The sequence below is a fragment of the Halanaerobium sp. DL-01 genome (assembly GCF_003338615.1).
Taxonomy (GTDB): Bacteria; Bacillota; Halanaerobiia; order Halanaerobiales; family Halanaerobiaceae; genus QPJE01.
Genome location: NZ_QPJN01000013.1, coordinates 20,709 through 44,821 on the forward strand (window position 1 = coordinate 20,709; position 24,113 = coordinate 44,821).

The 24,113-nt window shown below is 35.7% G+C and carries 30 protein-coding genes and 1 riboswitch; all 30 genes read left to right on the forward strand.

Annotation, left to right across the window (positions count from 1 at the left end; all coding sequences use genetic code 11):
- The first annotated feature begins 10 nt into the window (after positions 1–10).
- The 30 genes from DER71_RS06020 (at position 11) to flhB (ending at position 24,101) form a co-directional block, all read left to right on the forward strand.
- Positions 11–481, forward strand: coding sequence for a chemotaxis protein CheW (locus DER71_RS06020; protein ID WP_114458134.1), 471 nt, complete (start codon positions 11–13; stop codon positions 479–481).
- Entirely contained in the window at positions 474–2,567 is a 2,094-nt protein-coding gene (locus tag DER71_RS06025) for a methyl-accepting chemotaxis protein (protein ID WP_114458133.1), read from the forward strand. The genes DER71_RS06020 and DER71_RS06025 overlap by 8 nt, the downstream gene beginning before the upstream one ends.
- Positions 2,568–2,678: 111 nt before the next feature.
- Positions 2,679–3,188 (forward strand): chemotaxis protein CheW, encoded by a 510-nt coding sequence (locus DER71_RS06030; RefSeq protein ID WP_114458132.1) that lies wholly within the window; start codon positions 2,679–2,681, stop codon positions 3,186–3,188.
- The gene (locus tag DER71_RS06035; RefSeq protein ID WP_114458131.1) at positions 3,189–3,791 is read left to right on the forward strand and encodes a chemotaxis protein CheC; all 603 of its coding nucleotides are present in this window, start codon (positions 3,189–3,191) and stop codon (positions 3,789–3,791) included.
- Positions 3,781–4,275, forward strand: coding sequence for a chemotaxis protein CheD (locus tag DER71_RS06040; protein ID WP_233487016.1), 495 nt, complete (start codon positions 3,781–3,783; stop codon positions 4,273–4,275). The genes DER71_RS06035 and DER71_RS06040 overlap by 11 nt, the downstream gene beginning before the upstream one ends.
- Positions 4,276–4,366: 91 nt before the next feature.
- On the forward strand, positions 4,367–4,720 hold the full coding sequence (locus DER71_RS06045; RefSeq protein ID WP_114458130.1) for a response regulator: 354 nt from the start codon (positions 4,367–4,369) through the stop codon (positions 4,718–4,720).
- A 120-nt stretch (positions 4,721–4,840) separates the two neighbouring features.
- Positions 4,841–4,919, forward strand: a riboswitch (cyclic di-GMP riboswitch).
- A 62-nt stretch (positions 4,920–4,981) separates the two neighbouring features.
- On the forward strand, positions 4,982–5,404 hold the full coding sequence (gene flgB, locus DER71_RS06050) for a flagellar basal body rod protein FlgB (protein ID WP_114458129.1): 423 nt from the start codon (positions 4,982–4,984) through the stop codon (positions 5,402–5,404).
- A 2-nt stretch (positions 5,405–5,406) separates the two neighbouring features.
- Positions 5,407–5,847: a flagellar basal body rod protein FlgC gene (gene flgC / locus DER71_RS06055; RefSeq protein WP_114458128.1), complete on the forward strand. Its 441-nt coding sequence runs from the start codon at positions 5,407–5,409 to the stop codon at positions 5,845–5,847.
- Between the two features lie 11 nt (positions 5,848–5,858).
- The gene (gene fliE / locus DER71_RS06060; RefSeq protein WP_233487015.1) at positions 5,859–6,161 is read left to right on the forward strand and encodes a flagellar hook-basal body complex protein FliE; all 303 of its coding nucleotides are present in this window, start codon (positions 5,859–5,861) and stop codon (positions 6,159–6,161) included.
- 74 nt (positions 6,162–6,235) lie between these two features.
- Positions 6,236–7,786 carry a flagellar basal-body MS-ring/collar protein FliF gene (gene fliF, locus DER71_RS06065; RefSeq protein WP_114458127.1) on the forward strand — a complete coding sequence of 517 codons (1,551 nt, stop codon included), beginning with the start codon at positions 6,236–6,238 and terminating at the stop codon, positions 7,784–7,786.
- A 21-nt stretch (positions 7,787–7,807) separates the two neighbouring features.
- Positions 7,808–8,812, forward strand: coding sequence for a flagellar motor switch protein FliG (gene fliG / locus DER71_RS06070; RefSeq protein ID WP_114474414.1), 1,005 nt, complete (start codon positions 7,808–7,810; stop codon positions 8,810–8,812).
- The gene (locus DER71_RS06075) at positions 8,805–9,593 is read left to right on the forward strand and encodes a FliH/SctL family protein (RefSeq protein WP_114458125.1); all 789 of its coding nucleotides are present in this window, start codon (positions 8,805–8,807) and stop codon (positions 9,591–9,593) included. The genes fliG and DER71_RS06075 overlap by 8 nt, the downstream gene beginning before the upstream one ends.
- Positions 9,586–10,899 carry a flagellar protein export ATPase FliI gene (gene fliI, locus DER71_RS06080; protein ID WP_114458124.1) on the forward strand — a complete coding sequence of 438 codons (1,314 nt, stop codon included), beginning with the start codon at positions 9,586–9,588 and terminating at the stop codon, positions 10,897–10,899. The genes DER71_RS06075 and fliI overlap by 8 nt, the downstream gene beginning before the upstream one ends.
- An 11-nt stretch (positions 10,900–10,910) precedes the next feature.
- Positions 10,911–11,345 (forward strand): flagellar FliJ family protein, encoded by a 435-nt coding sequence (locus tag DER71_RS06085; RefSeq protein WP_114458123.1) that lies wholly within the window; start codon positions 10,911–10,913, stop codon positions 11,343–11,345.
- Positions 11,346–11,347: 2 nt separating this feature from the next.
- Positions 11,348–11,884 (forward strand): MotE family protein, encoded by a 537-nt coding sequence (locus DER71_RS06090; protein ID WP_114474415.1) that lies wholly within the window; start codon positions 11,348–11,350, stop codon positions 11,882–11,884.
- Between the two features lie 145 nt (positions 11,885–12,029).
- Positions 12,030–13,634, forward strand: a complete 1,605-nt coding sequence (locus DER71_RS06095) for a flagellar hook-length control protein FliK (RefSeq protein WP_114458121.1) — start codon at positions 12,030–12,032, stop codon at positions 13,632–13,634.
- 12 nt (positions 13,635–13,646) lie between these two features.
- Positions 13,647–14,093: a flagellar hook capping FlgD N-terminal domain-containing protein gene (locus DER71_RS06100; RefSeq protein ID WP_114458120.1), complete on the forward strand. Its 447-nt coding sequence runs from the start codon at positions 13,647–13,649 to the stop codon at positions 14,091–14,093.
- Positions 14,094–14,096: 3 nt separating this feature from the next.
- Complete coding sequence (locus DER71_RS06105; protein WP_114458119.1) at positions 14,097–14,489, forward strand: TIGR02530 family flagellar biosynthesis protein; 393 nt, start codon at positions 14,097–14,099, stop codon at positions 14,487–14,489.
- A 156-nt stretch (positions 14,490–14,645) separates the two neighbouring features.
- Entirely contained in the window at positions 14,646–16,289 is a 1,644-nt protein-coding gene (locus DER71_RS06110) for a flagellar hook protein FlgE (RefSeq protein WP_158531794.1), read from the forward strand.
- Positions 16,290–16,355: 66 nt separating this feature from the next.
- Positions 16,356–16,562 carry a flagellar FlbD family protein gene (locus DER71_RS06115; protein WP_114458117.1) on the forward strand — a complete coding sequence of 69 codons (207 nt, stop codon included), beginning with the start codon at positions 16,356–16,358 and terminating at the stop codon, positions 16,560–16,562.
- Between the two features lie 3 nt (positions 16,563–16,565).
- Entirely contained in the window at positions 16,566–17,366 is an 801-nt protein-coding gene (locus tag DER71_RS06120) for a motility protein A (protein WP_114458116.1), read from the forward strand.
- Positions 17,359–18,099 (forward strand): flagellar motor protein MotB, encoded by a 741-nt coding sequence (locus DER71_RS06125; RefSeq protein WP_114458115.1) that lies wholly within the window; start codon positions 17,359–17,361, stop codon positions 18,097–18,099. Before DER71_RS06120 ends, DER71_RS06125 begins: the two co-directional genes overlap by 8 nt.
- 14 nt (positions 18,100–18,113) lie before the next feature.
- Positions 18,114–18,566, forward strand: coding sequence for a flagellar basal body-associated protein FliL (gene fliL, locus DER71_RS06130; protein WP_114458114.1), 453 nt, complete (start codon positions 18,114–18,116; stop codon positions 18,564–18,566).
- Between the two features lie 12 nt (positions 18,567–18,578).
- On the forward strand, positions 18,579–19,583 hold the full coding sequence (gene fliM / locus DER71_RS06135; protein ID WP_114458113.1) for a flagellar motor switch protein FliM: 1,005 nt from the start codon (positions 18,579–18,581) through the stop codon (positions 19,581–19,583).
- Entirely contained in the window at positions 19,573–20,772 is a 1,200-nt protein-coding gene (fliY, locus tag DER71_RS06140) for a flagellar motor switch phosphatase FliY (protein WP_233487014.1), read from the forward strand. The genes fliM and fliY overlap by 11 nt, the downstream gene beginning before the upstream one ends.
- Before the next feature lie 14 nt (positions 20,773–20,786).
- The gene (locus DER71_RS06145) at positions 20,787–21,182 is read left to right on the forward strand and encodes a flagellar biosynthetic protein FliO (protein WP_114458112.1); all 396 of its coding nucleotides are present in this window, start codon (positions 20,787–20,789) and stop codon (positions 21,180–21,182) included.
- Positions 21,175–21,933, forward strand: coding sequence for a flagellar type III secretion system pore protein FliP (fliP, locus tag DER71_RS06150; protein WP_114458152.1), 759 nt, complete (start codon positions 21,175–21,177; stop codon positions 21,931–21,933). Before DER71_RS06145 ends, fliP begins: the two co-directional genes overlap by 8 nt.
- Before the next feature lie 15 nt (positions 21,934–21,948).
- On the forward strand, positions 21,949–22,221 hold the full coding sequence (gene fliQ, locus DER71_RS06155; protein WP_114458111.1) for a flagellar biosynthesis protein FliQ: 273 nt from the start codon (positions 21,949–21,951) through the stop codon (positions 22,219–22,221).
- A 6-nt stretch (positions 22,222–22,227) separates the two neighbouring features.
- Positions 22,228–23,016, forward strand: a complete 789-nt coding sequence (gene fliR / locus DER71_RS06160; protein WP_114458110.1) for a flagellar biosynthetic protein FliR — start codon at positions 22,228–22,230, stop codon at positions 23,014–23,016.
- 11 nt (positions 23,017–23,027) lie between these two features.
- Entirely contained in the window at positions 23,028–24,101 is a 1,074-nt protein-coding gene (flhB, locus tag DER71_RS06165) for a flagellar biosynthesis protein FlhB (RefSeq protein ID WP_114458109.1), read from the forward strand.
- Positions 24,102–24,113: the final 12 nt, after the last annotated feature.

Consider the following 24,113-nt stretch of genomic DNA (forward strand, 5'->3'; position numbering starts at 1 on the left):
GGGTGGAAAAATGGTTTCTCTAACAGAAGCAAAAAATACAAAAAAACAGGGTCAGATGCAGTATGTTGTATTCAATATTGGCCAGGAAGAATATGGTATTGAGATAGATTATACCCGAGAAATAATAAAATCAGCTCAGATAACGAATGTTCCAAATGCAGAAAAACATGTGCTTGGAGTAATAAATTTAAGAGGTATAATTGTACCTGTAATTGATCTTCATAAAAGATTTGAGATAAAAACAGATGAATCACTTTTTGATGAAAGTGAAAGCAGGATAATTACAGTAGAAGTAAATGATGTTCTGCTTGGACTTCAGGTCGACAGAATTGAGGGAATAGTCTGGCTTGATCTGGATAAAATTACACCTGCACCCGATGTTGAAGGTGGTCTGAAGCAGGATTATTTAACTGGAGTTTGTGCTCGAAGTGAAGAACAGCTGTTAATTTTACTCGATCTTGAGAAGACAATTTTTGCATAAAAACAGTCTGGAAGCTGAAGGGATGAAAAAGAATATGAAAAAACTAAGTTACCGCATTGTACTACCTGTAATAGTGATTTTAATAATCACTACAGCAGTTATTGGGTATATGAGTATAGAAAAATCATCAGAAAATATTGCTCGTGAATCTCAATCAAAACTAATAAATATTTCCGGCAGATATGCCAATCAGCTTGATATAAGATTAAAAGATGTGGAAGCTAAAACAGATGCTATTGGTTCGATAATAAGAAGTACAATTGATATGAAGCAGGTGGATACCAATGCATATATGTATACATATAAATATCAGACAGAGAATATAATTAAAGAAATGGCACAAAATACTGAAGATTCGCTGGGTGCTTTTATATTTTTCAATCCAGAACTTCTGGGAAAAGCTAATGACATATATTTTGCTGATTCAAATGGAGATGGAGAATATGAGCTGCAGGAAACCCTTGATATTTCTGCATATCAAGAAAATAATTCGGAAATGGAGTGGTTCTATAAACCCCGCCAGCGGGGGAAAGCTTTATGGACAGATCCGTTTCAATGGCAGGATATAGATGAAGAAATAGTGAGGTTCTCTAAGGCACTAATTATAGATGATAAATTTGTTGGAGTTATTGGAATAGATCTTAAATTTAGTGCTGTGGAGAATATTGTAAATAATATTGAAACTTATGAAACTGGATTTGCCTATCTTTTAAACAGTGATGGAAATTTTTTGGCTCATCCGAATTATGAACGAGGAACAAATATGGCTGACTCCGGTTTTACAGAAACAGCTGAATTAATAGAGCAGAATAGTGAAGGCTTTTTTGTTGTAGAAGATAAAGGTGAAGTGCTTGATAATGGCTTTGCCACCCTAGCCAATGGATGGAAGCTTGGAACAGCAGCACCACAAAGTGAAGTTATGGCAGGTGTGACAGAATTAAAAAATTATCTTATTTATCTTACAATTGCTGCTTTAATTATTGCTGGACTGATAATGGTTTATATTGGCAGAAGAATTGCAAAACCGGTTAGTGATCTTTCCAAAAAAGTGGAGGAATTTGGCAGAGGCAATCTAACTGTTGAATTCACACAGCATACTCAGGATGAAATCGGAGTTATGGAAAAATCACTGCAAAATATGGCAGAAAATTTGAGGGGTATTATTTCTCAAATAGCTTCAATTGCAGGCAGTGTTTCTGCTTCTAGTGAAGAACTGACTGCTTCAGGTGATCAAGTTGGTAAATCTGCCGAACAGGTCGGTAATGCAATTCAGGATGTTGCTTCCGGAGCACAGGAACAGTCTGCTCAGCTGGAAACAGCTGAAAATAATGTCACCAGCCTTATAAAGAGTTTTGAGGATGTAAATTCAGAAACTAATAAAATGAGCCATCAGGCGGATACAGTTGTTTCTGAGGTTGAGTCAGGTAATAAAGCTGTAGACAAATCTGTCAGTAAAATCGAAAGAGTAAAAGATGATACCACAACTGTCAGCAGGCAGATAAATGAACTGGGAAAACTTTCTGAAGAAATTGGAGGAATTATAGAAATAATTAAAAGTATTGCTGATCAGACAAATCTGCTGGCTTTAAATGCAGCTATAGAGGCTGCTAGAGCGGGAGAAGCAGGTAGAGGATTTAGTGTTGTTGCAGATGAAATTAGAGAACTTGCCGAAAATTCTTCTGAAGCAACAGAAAAAATAGTTAAATTAATTGCCGATATTCAGTCAAATGTAAAAAATACTGTCAGTAAGATGAACAGCACCGAAAAAACTGTTACAGAAAGTGTTGAGGCTATCAATATTTCCAAAAATTCCTTTACAGAAATAAACAGTGCGGTAAAAAACCTTAATGAATATATTCAGAGTATAAGTACAAAAACAGCTGAAATGACCGCACAGGGTAAAGAAACTCAGAAAACTGTAGAAGAAGTAATGATGGTAAGTCAGCAGGCTGCAGGTAATGCAGAAGAAGTAGCAGCCTCAAGTGAAGAACAGATTGCAGCTACCGAAGAAATAGTTTCAGGTGCTGAAGAACTTTCGGAGATGGCAGAAAATCTTACAGAAGCAGTTAATAAATTCAAACTTTAATTAAATCAGCCTCTACAGGTACAGTTAAAACGGAGTTAACTGTATTTTTCGGGTGCTGAAGTTACTAAAATTTAGATTTGACGTAACGATTAATATGATGGGGGTGAAAAAATGAAAGCAAAAACAATTACCGAAAGTCAGCAGCAGTATATTATATTTTTTCTGGGGAGCAGGAAATTTGGAGTTAATATTACTCAGACCAGGGAGATTCTTGACAGCAAAAATCTGACATCTGTTCCTGATAGTCCTGAATTTATCAGGGGAATAATTAATTTAAGAGGTTCTGTTGTACCGGTAATAGATCTGCATGTCAGGCTTAATGTTAATCAGAAAAAAGAAGATAAAAATAATAAAAAAATAATTATTGTTGAACTTGATGGTATAACTGCCGGGATGATGGTTGATGACGTAAAAGAGATAAAAGGTCTTACTAGAGAAGAGATAGTCAATCTGCCTGAGCTGTGCAAAAATGTTGATAGTGATTATATTGAAGGAGTAGGCAGAACCGATTCAGATGAACTGCTGCTTCTGCTGGATTTAGCAAAAATTTTGAGCAGAAAGGAAATAAAAGATTTAAAAAGAGTTGATCAGGTTGATCGGGAAGTTCAGGAGGAGAATTAAATGGATTTAAAACCAGAAAAAAAAGATATTCTAAAAGAAGTAGCAAATATTGGAGCAGGTAATGCAGCAACAGCTTTTTCGGAAATGATAGGTTATACTATTAATATGACTGTACCTAAAGTTGAGATTCTTGCAATTGAGAAGTTACCCTGTATTACTGGTGATGAAGAAGATTATATTGCCTGTATAATGATAAATTTTGAAGGTGAAATTTCAGGCAAAATTTTGTTGGTGATAGATAATCAAAATGTGGAAAAAATGTTGAAACTTATTTTTAACACTGATAGTCTTCCAGAAAAAAAGATGCAGATGTCTGCTTTAAATGAATTGGGAAATATATTGAGTGGAGCTTATCTTAGAGCAATAAATGATTTTACAGATCTAAATTTAAATCAATCTGTACCAGCTCTGGCTTTTGATATGGCTGCAGCTGTGCTGAGCTCTTCTGTAATTGATTACAGCCAGACAGAAGATTATATTCTTCTTTTGGAAACGGAATTTATTGCAGGAGATGAAAAGTTAGAGATATTTTATTTCTTTATTCCCGAAAAAGATTCGCTGGATATTCTTTTTGAGCGGCTGGGGGCTGATAGTGTTGATTAATCAGCAGACAGCAGAGAAAATTATCGTTAAAATGGCAGATTATGCAGTAGGAGAACAGGGCCTGCTGCTTGCCACACTGGGTCTTGGTTCATGTGTAGGGATTGCTCTTTATGACAGTTTTAGAAAGATAGGCGGTCTGATTCATATTATGCTGCCAGAAAATCCCGGTCAGAAAAAAATTGTTAAATATGCCGACACCGGTATACCTTTTCTGATTAGTGAGCTAGAAGATATGGGTGCTTCAAAAAGAAGGATGACAGCAAAAATTGTTGGTGGTGCTGGGATGTTTAAGTTTGAAGGTGGAGATCCTGTTATGCAGATTGGACGCAGAAATGTAGAAGCAGTGAAAAATATACTTAAAGAAGAAAATATCAAAATAATCGGGGAAGATGTTGGGAAAGATTATGGTAGATCTATGTATTTTTATTTAGATGATGGAAAGGTAGAAGTAAAGTCATTTAGTCGGGATTTGTTAATAATTTGAAAAAATTATATTTTGACATTGTAAATAAAAATATAATCTGTTATTATAATAAATAATGGCGGCTATAATTCTCAGAGGAGGTAATCATTAAATGCCAAGAGTATTAGTAGTGGACGACGCAGCATTTATGCGCTTGAATTTAAAAAATATATTAAAAGATGAATTTGAAGTTGTAGGTGAAGCAGAAAACGGTAAACAGGCTGTAGAACTATATCAGGAATTAGAGCCGGATATTGTTACTATGGATATAACAATGCCTGTTATGGATGGTCTGGAAGCAATTAAAGCAATTCAGGATATTGATCCTGATGCACAGATAGTTGTCTGCAGTGCAATGGGACAGCAGAAAATTGTTATTCAGGCAATTGAAATGGGAGCAAAAGACTTTATAGTTAAACCATTTAAAAAAGATAGGGTTATGGAATCTTTAAAAAAATTAATATAAAAATAGGATTTTGAGATTATATATCCAATATTATAATAAATAAGAAGAGTTATTATTAGAGTAAAAATTACATATTACGCTATTTTTTAATAAAATAACTTTATTTTACGTTTTAATCTTATTTATTTTTGGCAAAATCGGTGAAAACCGGTGACGCAAAGCTATGGGTCTAATACAAAATGACTGCCAGGCTGCAAAAGCTATTTTTTAATTCTATAGCTGATGCTGCTGTAGAATTTTCTTTTATATGGAGGTGGTTTTTTGACAGATTATATTTCATTAATAACAGCTGCTTTAGATGGAGCCTCCAGACGTGGTGAGTTAATTGCAAATAATATTGCAAATGCAACTACTCCTGGATATAAAAGGCAGGATATTAATTTTCAGCAAGTACTGAAAAGACAAATGAATGGAAGTCAGAATGGTACCAGGTTACGATTGGACACCACTGATAAAAATCATATTTCTGCTCCTGGTGTAAAAAATAATGATTCTTTTAAAAAAAGCAGTTTTTTAGAAAAAAGTAATAAAAATGGAAGTTACAGAAATGATAAAAATAATGTAGATATAGATGTAGAGGTGGCAGAAATGGCGAAAAATAGCATTTATTATAATGTTCTTACAAGGAGAGCTGCTGCAAGATTCTCCACACTTAATCAGGTTATAGAAAAAGGGGGTAGTTAGATTTGTTTAGTGGAATAGATATTAGTGCATCTGGTTTAACTGCTCAGAGATTGAGAATGGATATAATTTCTGGGAATATAGCCAATGTGGAAACTACCAGAACAGAAGATGGTGGTCCATACAGGCGAAAAGTTGCTGTTTTTCAGGAAAAGCTGCAAAATAAAATGTCAGTTTTTGGTTCTGGCTTATCTGTCCTAAATGATAACGCTAACGATAAAGGTGTAGAAGTTAAAGAGATTAGAGAAGACCAGAGCCCCTTTAAAATTGAATACAGACCCAACCACCCTGATGCAGATGAGGATGGTTATTTGCGGCTTCCCAATATAAGTATTATGACAGAAATGATAAATATGATAGATGCAACTAGAGCTTATGAAGCTAATGTTCAGGCAATTTCTAACTACAAGAACATGGCAGCAAGTGCTCTGGATATCAGCAGATAGGAGGAATTACATTGCTGGATAAAATGGGAATTAACCCTGCAACAGATATTTTTGAACATTATTCTCTAGAAAACAAGGAAAAAGAAAATACAAAAAGTGATTTTAAAAATCTTTTCAAAGAGAAAATTATGGAAGTAAACAACCTTCAAAAAAATTCGGAAGAGATGACAGCCAAATTTGCTGCCGGTGAAACAGATAATATTCATCAGGTGATGATAGCTGGAGAAAAGGCTAAAATAGCTTTAAATTTAACCACAGCCGTGCAGAATAAAATTGTGGAAGCATATAAAGAAGTTATGAGAATACAGGTATAATATATATTAATATTAATTTTTACAGAAAAATCAGCAATTTATATTAATGAATTTTCTTTGAGAGAGGTATTAAGATGGCCGATTTTTTTAATAAATATAGAGAAGAATTTAACAAAGTATGGGGAAAATTAAATAATAATATAAAAATCATAATAATTGTAAGTACTATTCTCCTTGCAGCTGGTTTCGGCTATCTAATAATAAGGGGTAGTACAGCAAATTATAAACCCCTTTATACTAATCTTACGACACGGGATACTGCTGCCATTGTCGAAAAATTAAAAGAAGACCAGGTAGATTACAAACTGTCAGGTAATGGCTCCACAATTCTGGTTCCAGAAGATCAGCTGTATCAGTTAAGGATAGAACTTGCTGGAGCAGGACTGCCTGATCAAGGAGTTGTGGGATTTGAAATTTTTGACAGCAGTCAGTTTGGGACAACAGAATTCGAACGAAAAGTAAATTATTATAGGGCACTTGGAGGGGAGTTGAGCAGATCTATTCAATCAATTTCGGGCATCAGCTATTCTCGTGTTCAGATAACACCTCCAGAGCAGAGCCTGTTTATTGCAGAAGAAAAATCAGCAACAGCTTCAGTGCTGATAGATCTGGAGCCAGGGTTTAACGTGAGTCCAGAGGTGGTTGCCTCGATTCAGAATCTTGTGGCCAGCAGTGTTCAGGACCTCCCCATATCTCAGGTTACTGTTGTTGATACTAATGGTAACCTTCTTTCGATTGATGGAGAAACAAATGGAAGCAGCTGGGTATCTGACCCCAAAAACTTTACCCTGCAGAAAAATTTTGAAAAATCTTTAAAAAATGATCTTGCGGCTATGCTGACAAAGGTGCTTGGTCCAGGTAATTTTACAGTTCAGGTCTATGCAAAACTTAATTTTGATCAGCGCCAGGTAGAAAGCAAGACATATTCCCCTGTTGTTGATGAGGATGGAGTAGTTCGCAGCCAGGAAAGCAATACTGAATCTTATGTAGGCAGTAATGCCGGGCCAGCAGCAGGTATACCCGGTACAGACAGCAATATTCCACAGTATCAGGCAGAAGATAGTGAAAATGCGGGCAGCTATGAAAAGGAAAATATAATTACAAATTACGAAATAAATGAAAAAATCGAAAAACATGTTTATGCTCCTGGAGAAATTGAAAAGCTGTCGGTTTCAGTAATGGTTAATCAGGATGCAGATGAAGAAACAATTGAACAGATCAGAAATGCTGTACAGGCAGCTATTGGTTATGATAGAGAAAGAGGAGATGTAGTTAATATAACTGCAATAAAATTTGATAATTCTCTTGCAGAAGCGGCAGCTCAGGCACGTGCTGCAGAAGAAGCTGCAGCTCAAAGGCAGACATATATTTATGCCGGACTTATTATCTTAATACTTGTTATAGCAGCAGCTCTGATAATTTATTTATATAGAAAACAAAAAACAGCACCAGCAGGTTCAGGTGTTGATGTCTCTGTAGAAGAAGAGGAAGAAGAGCTGGATCTTCTCAAGAGAAGTCCTGAAGAGAAAGAAAAAGAACAGGTTGAAAAAGAACTTGAAAGATTGGTTAATTCTGATCCAGAAGGTGCTGCCAAACTTATTCGCAGCTGGCTGGTAGATGAATAGTATAGAAGGGGTTAAACTGTTATGAACAACAAACTTGCAGGAAAAGAAAAGGCGGCTATTCTTCTAATTTCTCTTGGTCCTGATGTTTCTTCAAATATTTTTAAGCATCTGGATGAAGACGAGGTAGAAAAATTAACTCTGGAAATAGCCAATTTAAATAAAATAAATCCCGAACTAAAGCAGAAAATACAGGAAGAATTTCTGCAGCTCAGAAAAGCCAATGATTATATTAACTCTGGCGGAATAAACTATGCGAAAAAAATACTGGAAAAATCATTTGGAAAGGAAAAAACTAAGGCAATCATAAACCGCCTTACAGCAACACTACAGGTAAGACCTTTTGATTCAATACGCAAATCCGATCCCTCACAGCTTTTAAACTTTATTCAGGGAGAACATCCACAAACTATAGCACTTATCCTCGCATATGTAAGTCCTTCCATGGCCTCACAGGTTTTGTCTGCACTTTCTCCGGATATACAGAGTGAAGTAGCCAGAAGAATAGCAGTCATGGATAGAACTTCTCCGGAAATCATTAAGGAAGTTGAGGCAGTATTAGAAAAGAAGTTATCTTCTGTTATGGCAAATGAATATGCCAGTGCTGGCGGTATTTCAGCAATAGTAGATGTTTTAAATCAGGTTGACAGGGGAACAGAAAAAAATATTCTTGATAAGCTGGAGGAAGATGATCCAGAGCTTGTTGAGGAAATCAAAAAGAGGATGTTTGTCTTTGAAGATATTGTTCTTCTTACTGACAGAGCTGTACAGCTTGTACTGCGTCAGGTGGAAACACATGATCTGGCTCTGGCCCTAAAAACAGCAAGTGATGAAGTTGAAGAAATTATTACTGGCAACATGTCGCAAAGAGCTGCTGAAATGCTGACAGAAGACATAGAATTTATGGGTCCGGTCAGACTGCGTGAAGTAGAAGATGCACAGCAGAGAATTGTGAATATTATTCGTGAACTAGAAGAAAGCGGCGAAATTGTTATTGCCCGCGGTGGGGAGAGTGAAGTGATTGTCTAAAATCATTAAAGCATCACAGGTGATAGGCAAATATAGAATAGATAATGAAAAAAAAGTGCTGAAAGCAGATAAAAATAAGTTAAAAAAAAATAAAAATAAAGATACAGACAAAAATGAAAACAATACAAAAAAAACAGCAAATAATAAGACTGCCAGAAGTAAAGAAGAAAAAATAGAAGAAAATGCTGAACATAGAGCTGAAGAGATAATTGAAGCAGCAGAGGTTAAAGCCGCTGAAATACTGACTGAAGCCGAAAAGAAAAAAAATAAAATAATTGAAGAAAAAGGAAAAATATTAAAGGAAGAAAAAGAAAAAGGATATCAGCAGGGACTTAAAGAAGGACGTCAGGAAATAAAAAAAGAAATTGAAAGTCTAATGAAGCTTGCAGACAGCTTCAGCAGTGAAATTACCCGCGAAAAAAATAATTTAAAGAGATCGGTAATAAATCTGGCAGTAAAGATAGCAGGTATAATTATCGATGTTAAACTGGAAAAAGAACATGAAATTATAAATAATATAATATCTGATATGTTAAACGAACTTGGTGAAAACCATAAAGATATGATAATAAAAGTTCATCCAGGTTTTCTTCCCTATATTCAGGAAGACAGGCTGGGCAGGAACTTAAAAGATAAAAACTTCAAATTTGTTGGTGATGATAATCTCAGCAGAGGTGACTGTATTGTTGAAACAAATTTGGGCGGAAAAGAAGGCAGACTGCAGGAAAAATTAATGCTTATAAAAAGAGAATTGCTAGAAGAGGTTGAAGTAAATGGTTAATATTGATTTTGAAAATCTGGGAAAAAGGCTGAATAATATTAATATGACCAGAAATTTTGGCCATATTAATAGAGTAATAGGTCTTGTGATCGAATCTATCGGTCCTGAAGCCTCCATAGGTGAACTCTGTCTTATTGAAACAGAGGAAGGGAATCTTAAAGCAGAAGTAGTTGGCTTTGATGATAATAAGGTTTTAATGATGCCTATCGGGGAAATGGATGGTATTAAACCAGGTGCCAAAGTTACTGCAACAAACGAAAGACTTAAAGTACATGTCGGCAAAAATCTGCTGGGGAAGGTTCTTGACGGAACCGGTCAGGTCATAAGTCAGGACAATTCTAATAAAGCCGGTCTTAAGGAAGTCAATGTTAACAATCGTCCACCTGATCCTATGAAGAGATCAAGAATTAAAGAACCTCTTTCACTGGGAATAAAATGTATTGATGGGCTGCTGACCTGTGGAAAAGGGCAAAGGCTTGGTATATTTTCCGGCAGTGGTGTCGGAAAAAGTACCTTACTGGGAATGGCTGCTAGAAACACAAATGCCGATATCAATGTAATTGGCCTTATAGGAGAAAGAGGGAGAGAGGTAAAGGATTTTCTGGAAAAAGATTTGGGTGAAGAAGGATTAAAAAGATCTATTGTAATAGCTGCTACTTCAGATCAGCCGGCACTGGTGCGGGTTAAAGCAGCAAATATTGCAACTGCTGTAGCCGAATATTTTCGAAATCAGGGAGAAGATGTTCTTCTGATGATGGATTCGGTGACAAGAGTTGCAATGGCTTTAAGAGAAGTAGGGCTGGCTATTGGTGAACCACCTGCAACAAGGGGTTATCCACCTTCTGTTTTTGCAAAACTGCCTAAACTGCTGGAAAGAACAGGAACAAATGATAAAGGATCTATCACAGCACTTTATACGGTATTAGTAGAAGGTGATGACTTCAATGAACCGGTTTCTGATACTGTTCGCGGTATACTTGATGGACATATTTCTTTATCAAGAGAGCTGGCAGAAGCAAGTCACTATCCGGCAGTAGATGTTTTAAGCAGTGTCAGCCGTATAATGAAGGATATTGTTGATGAAGAACATGTAAAAGCCGCTGATAAATTTAAAAAACTTCTGGCAACATATAATCAATCAAAAGATTTAATTAATATTGGAGCATATGAACATGGGTCAAATGCAGAAGTTGATAGAGCTATTGATAAGATTGACAGTATAAATAATTTTCTTACTCAGAATATAAATGAAAAGACAAATTTTGAACAGACTGTGGAACACCTCAAAAATATTGCGGCAGAATAAGGTGATAATTTTTGTATAAATATAATTTTAAATTTGAAAAAATATTAAATCTAAAAAGCAGGCAGGAAGATATGGAAGAAGACAGATACAGGCTGCTGCAGAAAGATTTAAATGATTTAAAGAAAAAATTGGAAAAAATAAAAATTGAAAAAGAAAATATTTTTGCTCACCTGCGAGAAAATGGTAGTGATCTCTGGTTAAATATTGATTACAGAAAATACTTAAAAAAGCAGAGAGAACTGGAAGAAAAAATATCTGTCAAAAAAAGGGAAAAAGAAGCAGAGGTAAAAAAACAGCTTAATGTATTAATGGAAAAACGCAGAGAAAGAAAAACTTTAGAAAAACTGAAAGAAAAAGAAACCGAAAAATTTATTAAAGAATTTTTGCTGGATGAGCAGAAAGAGCTGGATGAAATAGGACGACAATTTATGTCAGGCGGGAGATAAAAATGAAAAAAGCTTTGTTTTTTCTCATATTATTTATAATACTTTCAGCAATGCTTATCTGGTCATTAAATGCACTGGAAATAATTAATTTTAAAGCATCAGTAGTTAATTTGCTGAATAGAATACCATTTGTACAGCAATATATGATAACAAAAGCAGATATTGAAGCTGAAAAAACTAAAAATAAAAAGTTTAGTGCGGAAATTCAGCAGAAAGATGATAAAATAGCTTCACTTGAAGGTGAGATAGAAGAACTAAAAAAGAATCTCAAAGAAACGGAGCTGGCTCTTGAAGCTGAAAAGAAAAGAAACGAAAAATTGAGCAGTGATCAAGAGACTAAAGAAGAAAAATTAAATAAATTGACTGAAATATATCGAAGAATGGAAGCTCCAGCAGCAGCCTCAGTTATACAGCAGCTGGATAGAGAATTTGCTGCAGAAGTTCTTGCCAATTTAAAAGAAGAACAGGCAGCCGCCATACTTCAGGAACTGCCGGAAGGATTGGCAGCAGAACTGTCAAAAATAATTGGATCAGAATAAATAGCTGAGTGCGACGGGCTCGATGCCCTAGTACTGTGACGCACTCGATGTGTTAATACTGAGCTGACCATGCGATTACTAAAAAAAGCTCAGTGAGTCGACCTGGCGTTATAATAATGAAGACTCAGTGAAAGGAGGTGAACAAATGACAGAACATGTGCTGATAAATATGATTCAGCAGAAACCTGGTTCTTTTTCTGAAGTGAAAAAGAAAAAAACTTATCAAAATGCTGATAAAAGTTTTGCTGATATCATAAAAGGAATTAATAAAGCAAAATCAGACAGAAGTGGGAAAAGCCCACCTGATAATGAAAAAAATAAAAAACTGAATAACCAAAAACTGATTAATAATCAGGAATTTTTGGATAAACTGGAAAAGATACTATCTAAAAATAGTGACAAAACAGCTTCAGAACTTTTTTCTTTACTGCAAGGTGGAAGTCTGAACAGACAGCAGGAAATCGTGCTGCAGAATTTGCTTTCTAAAATCGAGAACAGCAGTACTAATTTATCAGAAATTAAATCTCTACTGCAGGAAAATAGTGCAGTTTGTATGCAGGAAACTAGTGTGTTTAACAAAAAATATTCTTCAGATGATAAAGTGTTAGATATAAAGGGTCTTAAACAAATAGAGTCATTGCTGGAAGAAAATAAGATAACATTGACAGAAAAGCAGCAGTCTGTACTAAAAAATGAACTGGACAGTTTTGCAGAGGTGGTTTTAAATAATTCTGATAAAAATTATGCTGAGATTTTAGATGCTGAAACTCTGAAATCGAAGATCCATAAATTGATTTCACTTTCTGATAAAGGTAAAATTGACTCTACTAATCTGGAGGATCTGCTGAAAAGAGAGGATAGTAAATTACCTTTACTGCAGAAGTTAAATTCTATGAGTATTCAAGATATACCTCCTACAGACAGTTTAGCTGAAAGCAATTCGGTATCGGCAGAACTGGCAGATCAATTAAAGCAGCTGTTTGATGATCAAAATGAGAAAAACAGTAAAAACATAAAATTAGATAATTTTACTGCTGATCAAAAAGGGGCTTTTCCGTTAGATAGTAATTCTTCTCTGGGAAAAATATCTGCAGCAGGAAATACAGAAAGCGGCAGTGATAAGAACTTTCTTGATCTGAATAATAATCTTTTTTTCAGCTTTGATCTAGAATCAAGAGGCACAGCTCCAGAAGTGGATAATTTTCCACTGCCGGAAAATAATATAGATTTAAATCAGACAGAGAATACTGATCTTAAAACACAGATCGTCGAAAAATTTACCGGAGAATATTCTGCAGATACAAAAGAAATGCAGATTCATCTGGAACCCCGCTCACTGGGTAAAGTTAATATTAGTTTAGGCTATGACAATGAAAAACTGGTGGGGAAAATGATAGTGGAAAATGAACTTGTCAGGACACAGCTGGAAAACAGTCTAAAACAGCTCAAAATCGATCTGGTAAAACAGGGTATTAATATTGAACAGTTCAAAGTGGAAATAGCAAAAAATTCTCCCCAGCAGGTTGAAAGGCAGAATGAGTTTGCTTTTAGTGATCAGGAAACAGCTTTTGGTGATGGAGAAACTGGCCAAAATCAGGAATATGAACAGCGGAAGTTTTTTCAGGGCCAGTATTATGTCCACCGCAGAAATGACAGATCTAATACAGCCGGTGACAGTGTGGTATTAAAACATCTGAAAATGATAAATAGAGCAGCTTTTTCCAGTGATAAACTAAATCTGCTCGCTTAAAGGAGGGATTGAATGTCAGATATAGCAGGTGTAGGAGCCGTACAGAACTCTCAGTATAAGATTGAAACAGAAAGAGCAAGCCTGGCAGGAAATGATGGTTTAGGTCAGGATGCATTTTTTAAAATCTTAATCACACAGCTTCAAAATCAGGATCCTTTAGATCCGATGGAAGATAAAGAGTTTATCTCTCAGATGGCCGAATTTAGCTCTCTAGAAAAGGTGGAAAAAATATACGGTATGTTAGAACAGCAGTTTAATGTTAATCAGCTTGCAGGTCAGGCAGATCTGATCGGTAAGGAGATAACTGCAGAGATAGAAGGTGTTGAATTAAAAGGTACAGTGGATGGAGTAAAATCTAAAGATGAACAAATATGGGTAGTGCTGGAAAATGGTTCTGAGATAAGAATGGATCACCTTACAGCTATCAGTAAAGCAGGTGGCTCTGAGGAAGAGGTGTAGATTATGGATAATAGATTAAAAATAAATCAGCCAATAAGGCCGCTTGAACAGAATAAAAATATAAATCGTAAAAATCAGCAGAAAAATGATAAAAATGTATCTTTTAAAGAATTATTAAATGAAAAACTTGCTGATAAAAATAAAATTAATTTTTCCAAACATGCGCAAAAAAGGCTGGATTCCCGCTCTATTTCTGTTAGTGAAAAAGATTTGGATCAGCTGACAAGCGGTATTGAAAAAGCTAAAGCAAAAGGTGCAAGAGATTCACTAATAATGGTAAATAATGTAGCCTATATTGTAAGTGTTGAAAATAATACTGTTGTCACAGCTGTTGATGGAAAGAGCATGAAAGAAAATGTTTTTACAAATATTGATAGTGCTGTCATTATGAAATAGAAGAAAAATTAAAAGTTGAAGGTTAAAACTAAGAAAAGAGTAAAGCTAAAATATTGAAATTAATTTGTAATCGGAATGAGCTGGACCTTTTTCAGGAGGCTCTGTCCCGCTGTCGAAAACAGCAGGACTCCGATAAAACTGAAGGAGGAAAATTATATGTTGAGATCGATGTATGCTGGTGTATCAGGGTTAAACAGCCATCAGCAGATGATGGATGTGGTTGGAAATAATATTTCCAATGTAAATACAATTGGTTTTAAAAGCAGTAGAGTAACATTTAAAGAGATGTTAAATCAGACAATAAAAGGTGCATCTGCACCACAGGATAACCGTGCAGGTACAAATCCACAGCAGGTTGGATTGGGAGTTGGTCTGGGGAGTATAGATGCAGATATGTCATCTGGAAACTTACAGCCGACTGGAAAATCATCTGATGTTGCGATCCAGGGAGATGGATTCTTTATACTTCAGGATGGAGAAAAAAATGTGTTTTCCAGAGCAGGTAATTTTAACTTTGATAGAAATGGTAACCTTTATTCTTCCAGCACAGGACTGCTTGTACAGGGATGGAAGGCAGATCAGGGGGAACTACCTACAGATATGGGAAAAAATAATATGGAAGCAATTACTCTTGACAGCCAGATAGGTGCAAAAGCAACAGATTCAATATCTTACAGCAAAAATATAGATGCAGCAGCAGAAAATACACTAAAGGTTGATAATTTAACACTTGACTTAACTACTTCAGGTTATGAAGATTCTCTTTCTTTTGAATTAACTCCAGATGAAAATTCATTTAATACATGGAATTTTACTTTAAAGGCTGAAAATGCAGCTACCACATTTTCTGGTGGCACTGCAAATTTTACAGAGAAGATGACTGGACAGTTAGAACTGGATAGTAATGGCAGCATAATTTCATTTGTATCAGATGATGATGGTTCAGGTAATACTATAGATTTCATTACTAATAATTTGACCGTTGATATTAATGGAAGTGGAGAAACCGTTGTCCTAAATACACCTGCATCTGGAGACAGTATAAATTCAGTAAAACTCTTTGCAGATTCTACTGCACCAGCAGACAACAATTTGACCCTTGATTATAAACTTAATGCAAAAAGAGGTATCTCAGTTGATGTATTTGACAGTCTGGGAGACAAACACAATCTTGAGTTTACTCTTAAAAAAGTGGATAACAGACTCTGGAGAATTTATGAAAATGATATTTCAATTGATGGTTCCAGCAGTCAGGATATTGGTGGCCCCTACCATGAAATAAAATTTGGGCCAGAGGGTAAGGTTGAATCAGGTGGAATACTCGATTTTACATTTCATCCAGTAGGTCCTGATGCAGATCAGACAGTAGAACTGGATTTCAGTAAAATAACTCAGTATGCAGGTGAAATGTCTGCAAACTTTGAAAATATAAATGGAAATGCGAAAGGTTCTTTAGAATCATTTTCATTTACTGAGACTGGAGATATAATTGGTTCTTACAGTAATGGACTGACACAGGTACAGGCAAGAATTGCCCTTGCCAATTTTCAGAATCCTGCCGGACTTATCAGACAGGAAGGTGTATTCAGCGAGTCAGCTAACTCTGGTGATGCAGAGGTGGTTAGTCCTTCAGAAGGTGGCGCGGGGTCTCTGGCCCCATCAACACTGGAGATGTCCAATGTTAACCTTTCACAGGAGTTTACTAATATGATAACTGCTCAGAGAGGATTTCAGGCCAGTTCAAAACTGATAACAACATCTGATGAAATGCTGCAGGAACTTGTTAATCTAAAAAGGTAATTTTAGTTAAGCTGTCAGACCTCATTTCAGTATTGAGGTCTGGCAGGATAATAAAGGAAGTGGAAGATGATTAAGGTAGAGAAAACAAATGGTGAAGAAGTAACACTTAATTCCGATCTTATTGAACAAATTCAGGAAACACCTGATACAGTAATTACTTTAACCAACTGTAAAAAAATACTGGTCAAAGAAACATCTGATGAAATTATAGAAAAAGTTATAGCTTACCGGAGAAAGATACTATCTGGAATTTCAAGAACAGGGGAGAGATAGGTTATGGATCTAGCAACAATTATTGGAATAATAGGTGGTGCAGCTGTCTTTGCATCTGTTGCATTATTGGGGGGTAATGCGGTTATATTTGTCAGTGTCCAGTCCTCATTAGTAGTTTTAGGTGGAACACTGGCCGGTACACTGATAAGTTATTCTTTTGAAGATCTAAAAAAAGTTCCTGAACTGGTAAAAGTATCTCTTCAAAATGATTTAATGAAATCTGATTTCATTATTGAAGATCTGGTGAATTTTGCTGAAAAGGCCAGGCGGGAAGGTCTGCTTGCTTTAGAAGATGATGCAAATGAGATGGAAGATGAGTTTTTAAAAAAAGGAATTCAGCTGGTTGTGGATGGTACTGATCCAGAGCTTGTGCGAAATATTCTGGAAACAAAATTGACTTTTCTGGAAGAAAGACACGGTAAAGGACAGGGTATATTTGCCACAATGGGACAGCTGGCCCCTGCTTTTGGAATGATAGGTACACTGATTGGTTTAATCCAGATGTTGAGTCAGCTGGATGATCCAACAAAGCTAGGTTCCGGTATGGCTGTTGCCCTTATTACAACACTTTATGGTGCACTGATGGCCAACTGGATTTTTATCCCGCTTGCCAAAAATCTTGAAACTAGAAGTGCTCACGAAGTTTTGATAAAAGAAGTAATAATAGAAGGTATACTGTCTATTCAGGCAGGAGAAAATCCAAGAATAGTAAAAGAAAAACTGCATGCCTTCCTATCAGAGGGAGAAAAGGAAGAAGTAGAAGCCAGAATAAATAATAATGAGGCGGCACCTGACAATGCGTAAAAAAAGAAACAGCTCCAATCAAAATCAGGATGGTGGAGGTTCTCCGGCATGGATGACAACCTTTGGAGATATGATGACATTACTGCTGGTATTTTTTGTGCTTCTTTATTCGTTTTCTTCACTGGATGTGCAGAAATTTAAAGGATTTATATCAGCACTTCAGAATCAGCTTGGGGTACTTGAAGGTGGAAAAACTATAATAGATGAACCTAACATTACTGCAGGAAATATAAGTGAAGATTTAGGTGATGCTCCACAGAATTTAGGGCGGGTAATGGATCAGATGCAGAAATATATAGATAAAAATAATTTAAATGATAGAGTAAATATTGATAGAAAGAGAAAGGGTGTTGTAATAAGTCTGACAGGCGAAATTCTCTATGATCTGGGAAAAGCAGATCTAAAACCTCAGGGAAGAGAAGTTCTAACAATGATAGCAGAAAATCTCAAAGAAATACCCAATGACATCATGATAGAAGGACATACTGACTATCTGCCTATAAATAATCAGCAGTATCCATCAAACTGGGAACTTTCCACAGCTCGAGCCGTTAATGTTATTAAATATTTAATAGAAGAAAATGACTTTACCCCTTCTCGACTTTCTGCAGCAGGTTATTCTAAATTCAGGCCTGTAGTTGATGAAGATACTCCGGAAGCACGGGCAAAAAATAGAAGGGTAGAGATTGTAATATTAAATTCACAGTATGGAAGTGAACAGTATAATAATTAGGGAGGGGGGACCCAATGGATGATGGTAAAGTGAATATAAAAATGATTGCTCTAATTGTAGTATTGGTGATAATAATTACTGGAATAATGAGCTTTACCTTTTTTACATTTTTCTCAGTTTCAGAAAATAATACAGGAGAAAACGGGAAAGTAAAAAGTGTCAAAGATTTAAAACCAACATATAGTGTTGGAGATTTTGTTGTAAATTTATCTGGCAGTTCAAACATGAGCTTTATTAAAGCTAACATTGTTTTTGAATTAGAAGATAAAGATATGGTAGAAGAGCTGGATAAGCGTAAGCCTCAGATAAGAGATGAAATAATTTCAATATTGAGGGCCCAGAGCAAAAAACTAATTGAGGAGCCAGAAGCAAAAACCATTAAATCAATGATTCAAAATTCTATTAATCAGCTTTTAATATCAGGTAAGATACACAATGTCTGGTTTACAGAACTGGTTGTTCAGTAGGGAGGAAAGAAAATGGCTGAAGTATTAAATCAAAATGAAATAGACTCTCTTCTCTCTGCGCTGAGCAGTGGAAATCTGGATGTTGAAGAAGTAAAAGAACAGTCTGAAGAAAAAGAAGTTAAAAGTTACGACTTTCGAAGACCTAATAAGCTGTCAAAAGAACAGATGCGCACACTGCAGATGATTCACGAAAATATGTCCAGAAATTTCACTACCACACTGTCAACCAAACTGAGGAGTATGGTTAATTTTGATGTAGCTTCAATAGAACAGCTTTCTTACTCAGAATTTATTCATTCTCTATCAGAACCAACTATTATTGGTATCTGCAGCTTGGAACCTTTGAAAGGACAGTTTATTTTTGAAATTAATCCGGAAATAGGGTTTGCAATAATCGATCGGTTGTTTGGAGGTTTTGGGAAGGCAATAACAGAGGTAAGAGCTTTTACAGATATAGAACAGGTGGTAATCAAAAAAGTTATGTCCTGGATACTGGGAGATTTTAAAGAATCCTGGCAGAATATTGCAGAATTAAAACCCAGGCTTTTGGAATTAGAATCCAATCCACAGTTTACACAGATTGTTCCAGATAGTGATATGACAATTATCATTACTTTATCTGCTCGAATAGCTGATATAGAAGGACTTATAAATATCTGTATTCCTTATATAATGTTAGAACCACTTGTTTCCAACTTAAATGCACAGTACTGGTTTTCCAGCACCAGGGAAAAACAGACTGCCGAACATATAGAACAGTTAAAAAAACGACTCCAGGATGCCAGTTTAGAAATTCATGCTGAACTGGGCAAAACAGAGCTTACAATTGAGGATTTTCTATATCTCCAGCCGGGAGATGTAATAACTCTTGACAAAAAAGTAAAAGAAAATGTAGATGTGCGAATAGGTGATTTTAGAAAATATAGGGCAGCTGCAGGAACAAAAAACAGACATAAAGCAGTTAAAATACTCGGTGTAGCAGAAAATACGGTAGAGGAGAGTGATTATGATGAGTAATGATGGGAATTTTTTATCCCAGGAAGAAATAGATGCTCTAATGAACAGCCAGGAAGAGGAAGAAGATGGTGAAGAAATCTTAACCTCAGAAGAAATAGATGTAATAGGAGAAATAGGAAATATTTCTATGGGTTCTTCTGCAACTGCACTCTCTACCCTATTGGATAAAAAGGTGGAAATTACAGCTCCTGAAGTCAAAGTAATTAAATTTCAGGAAGTAATAGATGAATATGACCGCCCCTGTGTTCTGGTCCGGGTTAAATATATTAAAGGGCTTGAAGGAGTAAATCTTCTTGTAATAAATACTGAAGATGCTGCTATTATTGCAGACCTCATGATGGGGGGGGATGGAATCAGTGGTGTAGATGAAGATTCACTCAATGATATATATATAAGTGCTGTAGGTGAAGCGATGAATCAGATGATGGGGTCAGCATCTACCGCTATGTCAAATATACTGGATGAAATTGTAAATATTTCTCCACCGGCAGCAGAATATATAGAACTTAATGATGTACTAAAAAGTGATGAGGACTGGTTTAAGGCAGATGAAGAAGTTGTGGTAACTTCCTTTAACCTAAAAGTTGGAGATCTTATTGACAGTACCTTTAAACAGATATCATCTCTAGCTTTTGTAAAGGAACTGGCTGATTCTCTTTTACATGAAGGTGAAGGTCTGATCGACAAAACTATTGATGAAGAAAAACTGGCTGAAGAAGCAAAAGAAGAGGTGGATATGTCTGCTAAAAGGGAGCTGCAGAATTCATTAGGGGAAACATCATCAGCTGCAGAAAGCTCTCCTACTGATCAGCAGAGGTCAGCAGCATCTTCGAGAAAACAGACCAAAAATAGAAATGTTAAAAAAGAAGAAACTGTTGCTGTACAGACAGCACAATTTCCGGAATTTGATGAGCAGATATCTCAGCCTCTGCCAAATAATATGGAATTAATTAAAGATGTTCCTCTTGAGGTAACGGTAAGACTCGGCAAAACCAGCATGAAGATAAGGGAAATTTTAGAGCTTGGTGATGGTTCAATAATTGAACTCGATAAACTGGCCGGTGAACCTGTGGATTTGCTTGTAAATGGAAAGCTGGTTGCTAAAGGTGAAGTGGTTGTAATTGATGAAAACTTTGGCTTCAGGGTAAAAGATATTATAAGTCCTGCTGAACGCCTTACACAGCTTTAGGATAGGGAGCAGAAATGAGTTATATCTGGGAAACAGCAAAAATAATTTTTTCACTTGGAATTGTAATTATATTAATTTTTCTTCTTTATTATCTGCTGAGGGATAGGCTGAATTTTACAAACAGCTCCAAACATATGAAGGTGATAGATATTATGCGCCTCGGCAGTGGTGAAATTATTTATCTGGTAGATAGTTTTGATAAGATAATTATGATTGTTTCCGGTAAACAGGGGTCTACCAAAATTGAAAGCTGGAAAAAAAGTGAAATTAAACTGGAGCTTGATAAAATAGATGATAATAATAAATCTGGTAAATTTAAGAAAGATATTTTTAAAGATAAATTTATGCAGGCTTTAAATAGAACAAATTACAGCGAAAAAAAACAAAAAAGTCGTGATAATGATGAATAAAAGGCTCACTTTAGTTCTGTTTTTAGTTTTTTTATTTTTTATTTTTAATAGTTCAGTTATTGCACAGAATTTTAATCTTCCTGAATTTAGTTTTGAAATGAACAGTGGTGGTAATGAAGCAGATGATCTTGTTCTGTCACTGAGAATACTACTTCTGCTGACAGTTCTTTCTCTTGCTCCTGCTGTTATTATATTATTTACTTCATTTACCAGAATAATAATTGTGTTTTCAATTTTGAAGCGGGCTCTGGCATTAAATAATATGCCGCCAAATCAGGTTTTAATTGGGATTGCAATATTCTTAACTATATTTATTATGGCACCTGTTTGGCAGGGAATAAATCAGGATGCACTTCAGCCCTATCTCAATGAAGAAATTTCTCTGGAAACTGCTTATGAAAACACATTAACTCCGGTTAGAAATTTTATGTTTGATCAGGTTGATGAGAGGTCAATGGCACTTTTTACTGATATGGCGAAAATGGAGAGACCTGAAACTCGGGATGATATTCCCACTTATGTTCTTATTCCTGCCTTTCTGGTTAATGAAATAAAAATTGCTTTTCAAATAGGTTTTTTAATTTACATACCATTTTTAATGATAGATATGATAGTTGCCAGTATTCTGATGTCAATGGGAATGATGATGCTTCCACCTGTTATAATATCTTTACCTTTTAAAATTCTTCTATTTGTACTGGCAGATGGCTGGCATTTACTAATTGGTTCACTTGTACAGACTTTTAATTAGTAAGGAGGCAGTATTTTGAATGAAGCTCTTGTGGTTGACATAGGCCGCCAGGCTGTTTATATTGTGCTAAAAGTTATACTGCCTGTTCTTGGTGCAGGTCTAATTACCGGTCTGATAGTTGCTGTAATACAGGCAACAACTCAGATTCAGGAGCAGACACTTGCTTTTGTACCAAAAATATTTGCAGTTCTGGCTGCAATCGGGTTTTTTGGACCCTGGATTATGAGAACTGTTGTGGAATTTGTGCAGGAACTGCTGCGGAATATACCCCTGTATGTGGGGGGCTGATGATAGATGGGAGCAGAATTTTTAGGCAATAATTCTATATATCTTTTTGTACTGATTATGATCCGCTATATTGGCATGATGCTGATTACACCTATCTTTGGCAGTCAGGTAATAATAAATAGAGTTAAAATCATTCTTGCTGTAGCTCTGGCGGTTTTTACATATCCAATTCTGCAGCAGATGTATCAAATAGAATTTAACTTAAAACCTATTCAGCTGCTTATAAATATTATGAGTGAAATTAGTATTGGACTTTTTATGGGATTTGCTGTTTTTTTAGTATTTTCAGCTGTACAGATGGCGGGTCAGTTTATTGATATGCAGATGGGTTTCAGGATCGCAAATGTTGTTGACCCTTTTACAGGGGCCAATTCACCGGTGATTGGTCAGTTTAAAAATATATTGATAACACTTATATTTCTGTCAGTAAATGGGCATTTATTTTTAATAAGGCAGCTTTTTTCTTCATTTGAAATAATACCCCCGGGACGGATAAATTTTGGTGAGCAAATCTGGCAGTATTTTTTCCGCAGAAGTGCAGATATGTTTGTGCTGGCGGTAAAAATGGCTCTTCCAATTGTGGGAGCTGTTTTCGTGATAGATATTATACTTGCTTTTTTGGCCAGAGCTGTACCACAGATGAATCTTTTTATTATTGGACTGCCGGTAAAAATAATGGCTGGTCTGGTAGTGCTGTTTTTGCTTTTAGGTGTTTTAACTCATTTTTACAGTCAAATTATTATGGATATAATTTATGAAATTGGTGATTTATTTAAACTGCTTGCACCAGAATAGAGGAGATTTAAATGCCTGATAATGGAACTGGAGAAAAAACAGAGGAGCCAACGCCGAAGCGGAAACGTGAGGCAAGGGAAAAAGGTAATGTTGCTAAAAGTAAAGAGATTAGTCAGGCATTTACCCTACTGGCCAGTTTTTTGTTTCTTTACTTTTTTATGCAGGAGATAATGTTCAATGTAATGGCAGGTATTGAAAGATATTTTTCAGCTCTTATTGTAGATCCACTTTCAGTGGATACAGCCGGCAGACTGCTGCAGGATGCAATGATTTATACAGTTCAAACTATTTATCCGGTGCTTATAGTTACTGCTGTAGTTGGTTTTTTTATAAACTTTTTACAGATAGGACCACTATTTACAACAAAAAATCTTGCGCCAGATATTAAAAAATTGAATCCTATAAAAGGGTTAAAAAATATCTTTTCACTTCGAGGATTTGTGGAATTTTTAAAATCACTTTTAAAACTGGGAATAATAACATTTATAGCTCAAAGTTTTCTAAAAAATAATATTATTATTTTCAGAAGATCTCTAGATCAGAGTCTAAATCTTGCACTTGCAGAAATAGCATTGCTGATCAGCAAAATGGGATTTACTATAATTGCTGCCATGGTTTTGCTGGGCATTTTTGACCTATTATATCAGCGATGGCAGCACAATAAAGATCTCAAAATGTCAAAATATGAGGTCAAACAGGAGAGAAAAGAAATGGAGGGAGATCCTGTTATCCTCCAGAAAAGAAGAGAAAAGCAGAGGCAGTTTAGCTTAAATAGGATGATGAATGCAGTAAAAGATGCAGATGTTGTTATTACAAATCCAACCCATATTGCAGTAGCTCTTCAGTATGATCTTGATGAAATGGATGCACCGATAGTTGCTGCCAAAGGTGAAGGTTTTGTTGCTGAAAAGATTAAGGAAAAAGCAAAAGAACTTGAAATAGAGATTGTGGAGAACAAGCCGCTGGCCCGCTCTTTAAATTCAATGACAGAGATTGGTGATCAGGTTCCAGTTGAGCTTTATCAGGCTGTGGCTGAAGTGCTGGCACATGTATTTAAGGAAAATAATCGTATTAATGGAGGTTAATCTCAGCAGTGG

What these genes read in the sequence shown, in the direction of transcription:
- DER71_RS06125 (WP_114458115.1), top strand. Translation starts at nt 17,359, where the DNA reads ATGCGTAAAAAAAGAAACAGCTCCAATCAAAATCAGGATGGTGGAGGT.
- DER71_RS06145 (WP_114458112.1), top strand. Translation starts at nt 20,787, where the DNA reads ATGAGTTATATCTGGGAAACAGCAAAAATAATTTTTTCACTTGGAATT.
- fliF (WP_114458127.1), top strand. Translation starts at nt 6,236, where the DNA reads ATGGCCGATTTTTTTAATAAATATAGAGAAGAATTTAACAAAGTATGG.
- DER71_RS06030 (WP_114458132.1), top strand. Translation starts at nt 2,679, where the DNA reads ATGAAAGCAAAAACAATTACCGAAAGTCAGCAGCAGTATATTATATTT.
- fliR (WP_114458110.1), top strand. Translation starts at nt 22,228, where the DNA reads ATGGGAGCAGAATTTTTAGGCAATAATTCTATATATCTTTTTGTACTG.
- fliP (WP_114458152.1), top strand. Translation starts at nt 21,175, where the DNA reads ATGAATAAAAGGCTCACTTTAGTTCTGTTTTTAGTTTTTTTATTTTTT.
- DER71_RS06045 (WP_114458130.1), top strand. Translation starts at nt 4,367, where the DNA reads ATGCCAAGAGTATTAGTAGTGGACGACGCAGCATTTATGCGCTTGAAT.
- DER71_RS06090 (WP_114474415.1), top strand. Translation starts at nt 11,348, where the DNA reads ATGAAAAAAGCTTTGTTTTTTCTCATATTATTTATAATACTTTCAGCA.
- fliM (WP_114458113.1), top strand. Translation starts at nt 18,579, where the DNA reads ATGGCTGAAGTATTAAATCAAAATGAAATAGACTCTCTTCTCTCTGCG.
- flhB (WP_114458109.1), top strand. Translation starts at nt 23,028, where the DNA reads ATGCCTGATAATGGAACTGGAGAAAAAACAGAGGAGCCAACGCCGAAG.
- DER71_RS06115 (WP_114458117.1), top strand. Translation starts at nt 16,356, where the DNA reads ATGATTAAGGTAGAGAAAACAAATGGTGAAGAAGTAACACTTAATTCC.
- DER71_RS06100 (WP_114458120.1), top strand. Translation starts at nt 13,647, where the DNA reads ATGTCAGATATAGCAGGTGTAGGAGCCGTACAGAACTCTCAGTATAAG.
- DER71_RS06035 (WP_114458131.1), top strand. Translation starts at nt 3,189, where the DNA reads ATGGATTTAAAACCAGAAAAAAAAGATATTCTAAAAGAAGTAGCAAAT.
- fliL (WP_114458114.1), top strand. Translation starts at nt 18,114, where the DNA reads ATGGATGATGGTAAAGTGAATATAAAAATGATTGCTCTAATTGTAGTA.
- DER71_RS06020 (WP_114458134.1), top strand. Translation starts at nt 11, where the DNA reads ATGGTTTCTCTAACAGAAGCAAAAAATACAAAAAAACAGGGTCAGATG.
- fliY (WP_233487014.1), top strand. Translation starts at nt 19,573, where the DNA reads ATGATGAGTAATGATGGGAATTTTTTATCCCAGGAAGAAATAGATGCT.
- DER71_RS06105 (WP_114458119.1), top strand. Translation starts at nt 14,097, where the DNA reads ATGGATAATAGATTAAAAATAAATCAGCCAATAAGGCCGCTTGAACAG.
- DER71_RS06120 (WP_114458116.1), top strand. Translation starts at nt 16,566, where the DNA reads ATGGATCTAGCAACAATTATTGGAATAATAGGTGGTGCAGCTGTCTTT.
- fliG (WP_114474414.1), top strand. Translation starts at nt 7,808, where the DNA reads ATGAACAACAAACTTGCAGGAAAAGAAAAGGCGGCTATTCTTCTAATT.
- DER71_RS06095 (WP_114458121.1), top strand. Translation starts at nt 12,030, where the DNA reads ATGACAGAACATGTGCTGATAAATATGATTCAGCAGAAACCTGGTTCT.
- fliI (WP_114458124.1), top strand. Translation starts at nt 9,586, where the DNA reads ATGGTTAATATTGATTTTGAAAATCTGGGAAAAAGGCTGAATAATATT.
- DER71_RS06110 (WP_158531794.1), top strand. Translation starts at nt 14,646, where the DNA reads ATGTTGAGATCGATGTATGCTGGTGTATCAGGGTTAAACAGCCATCAG.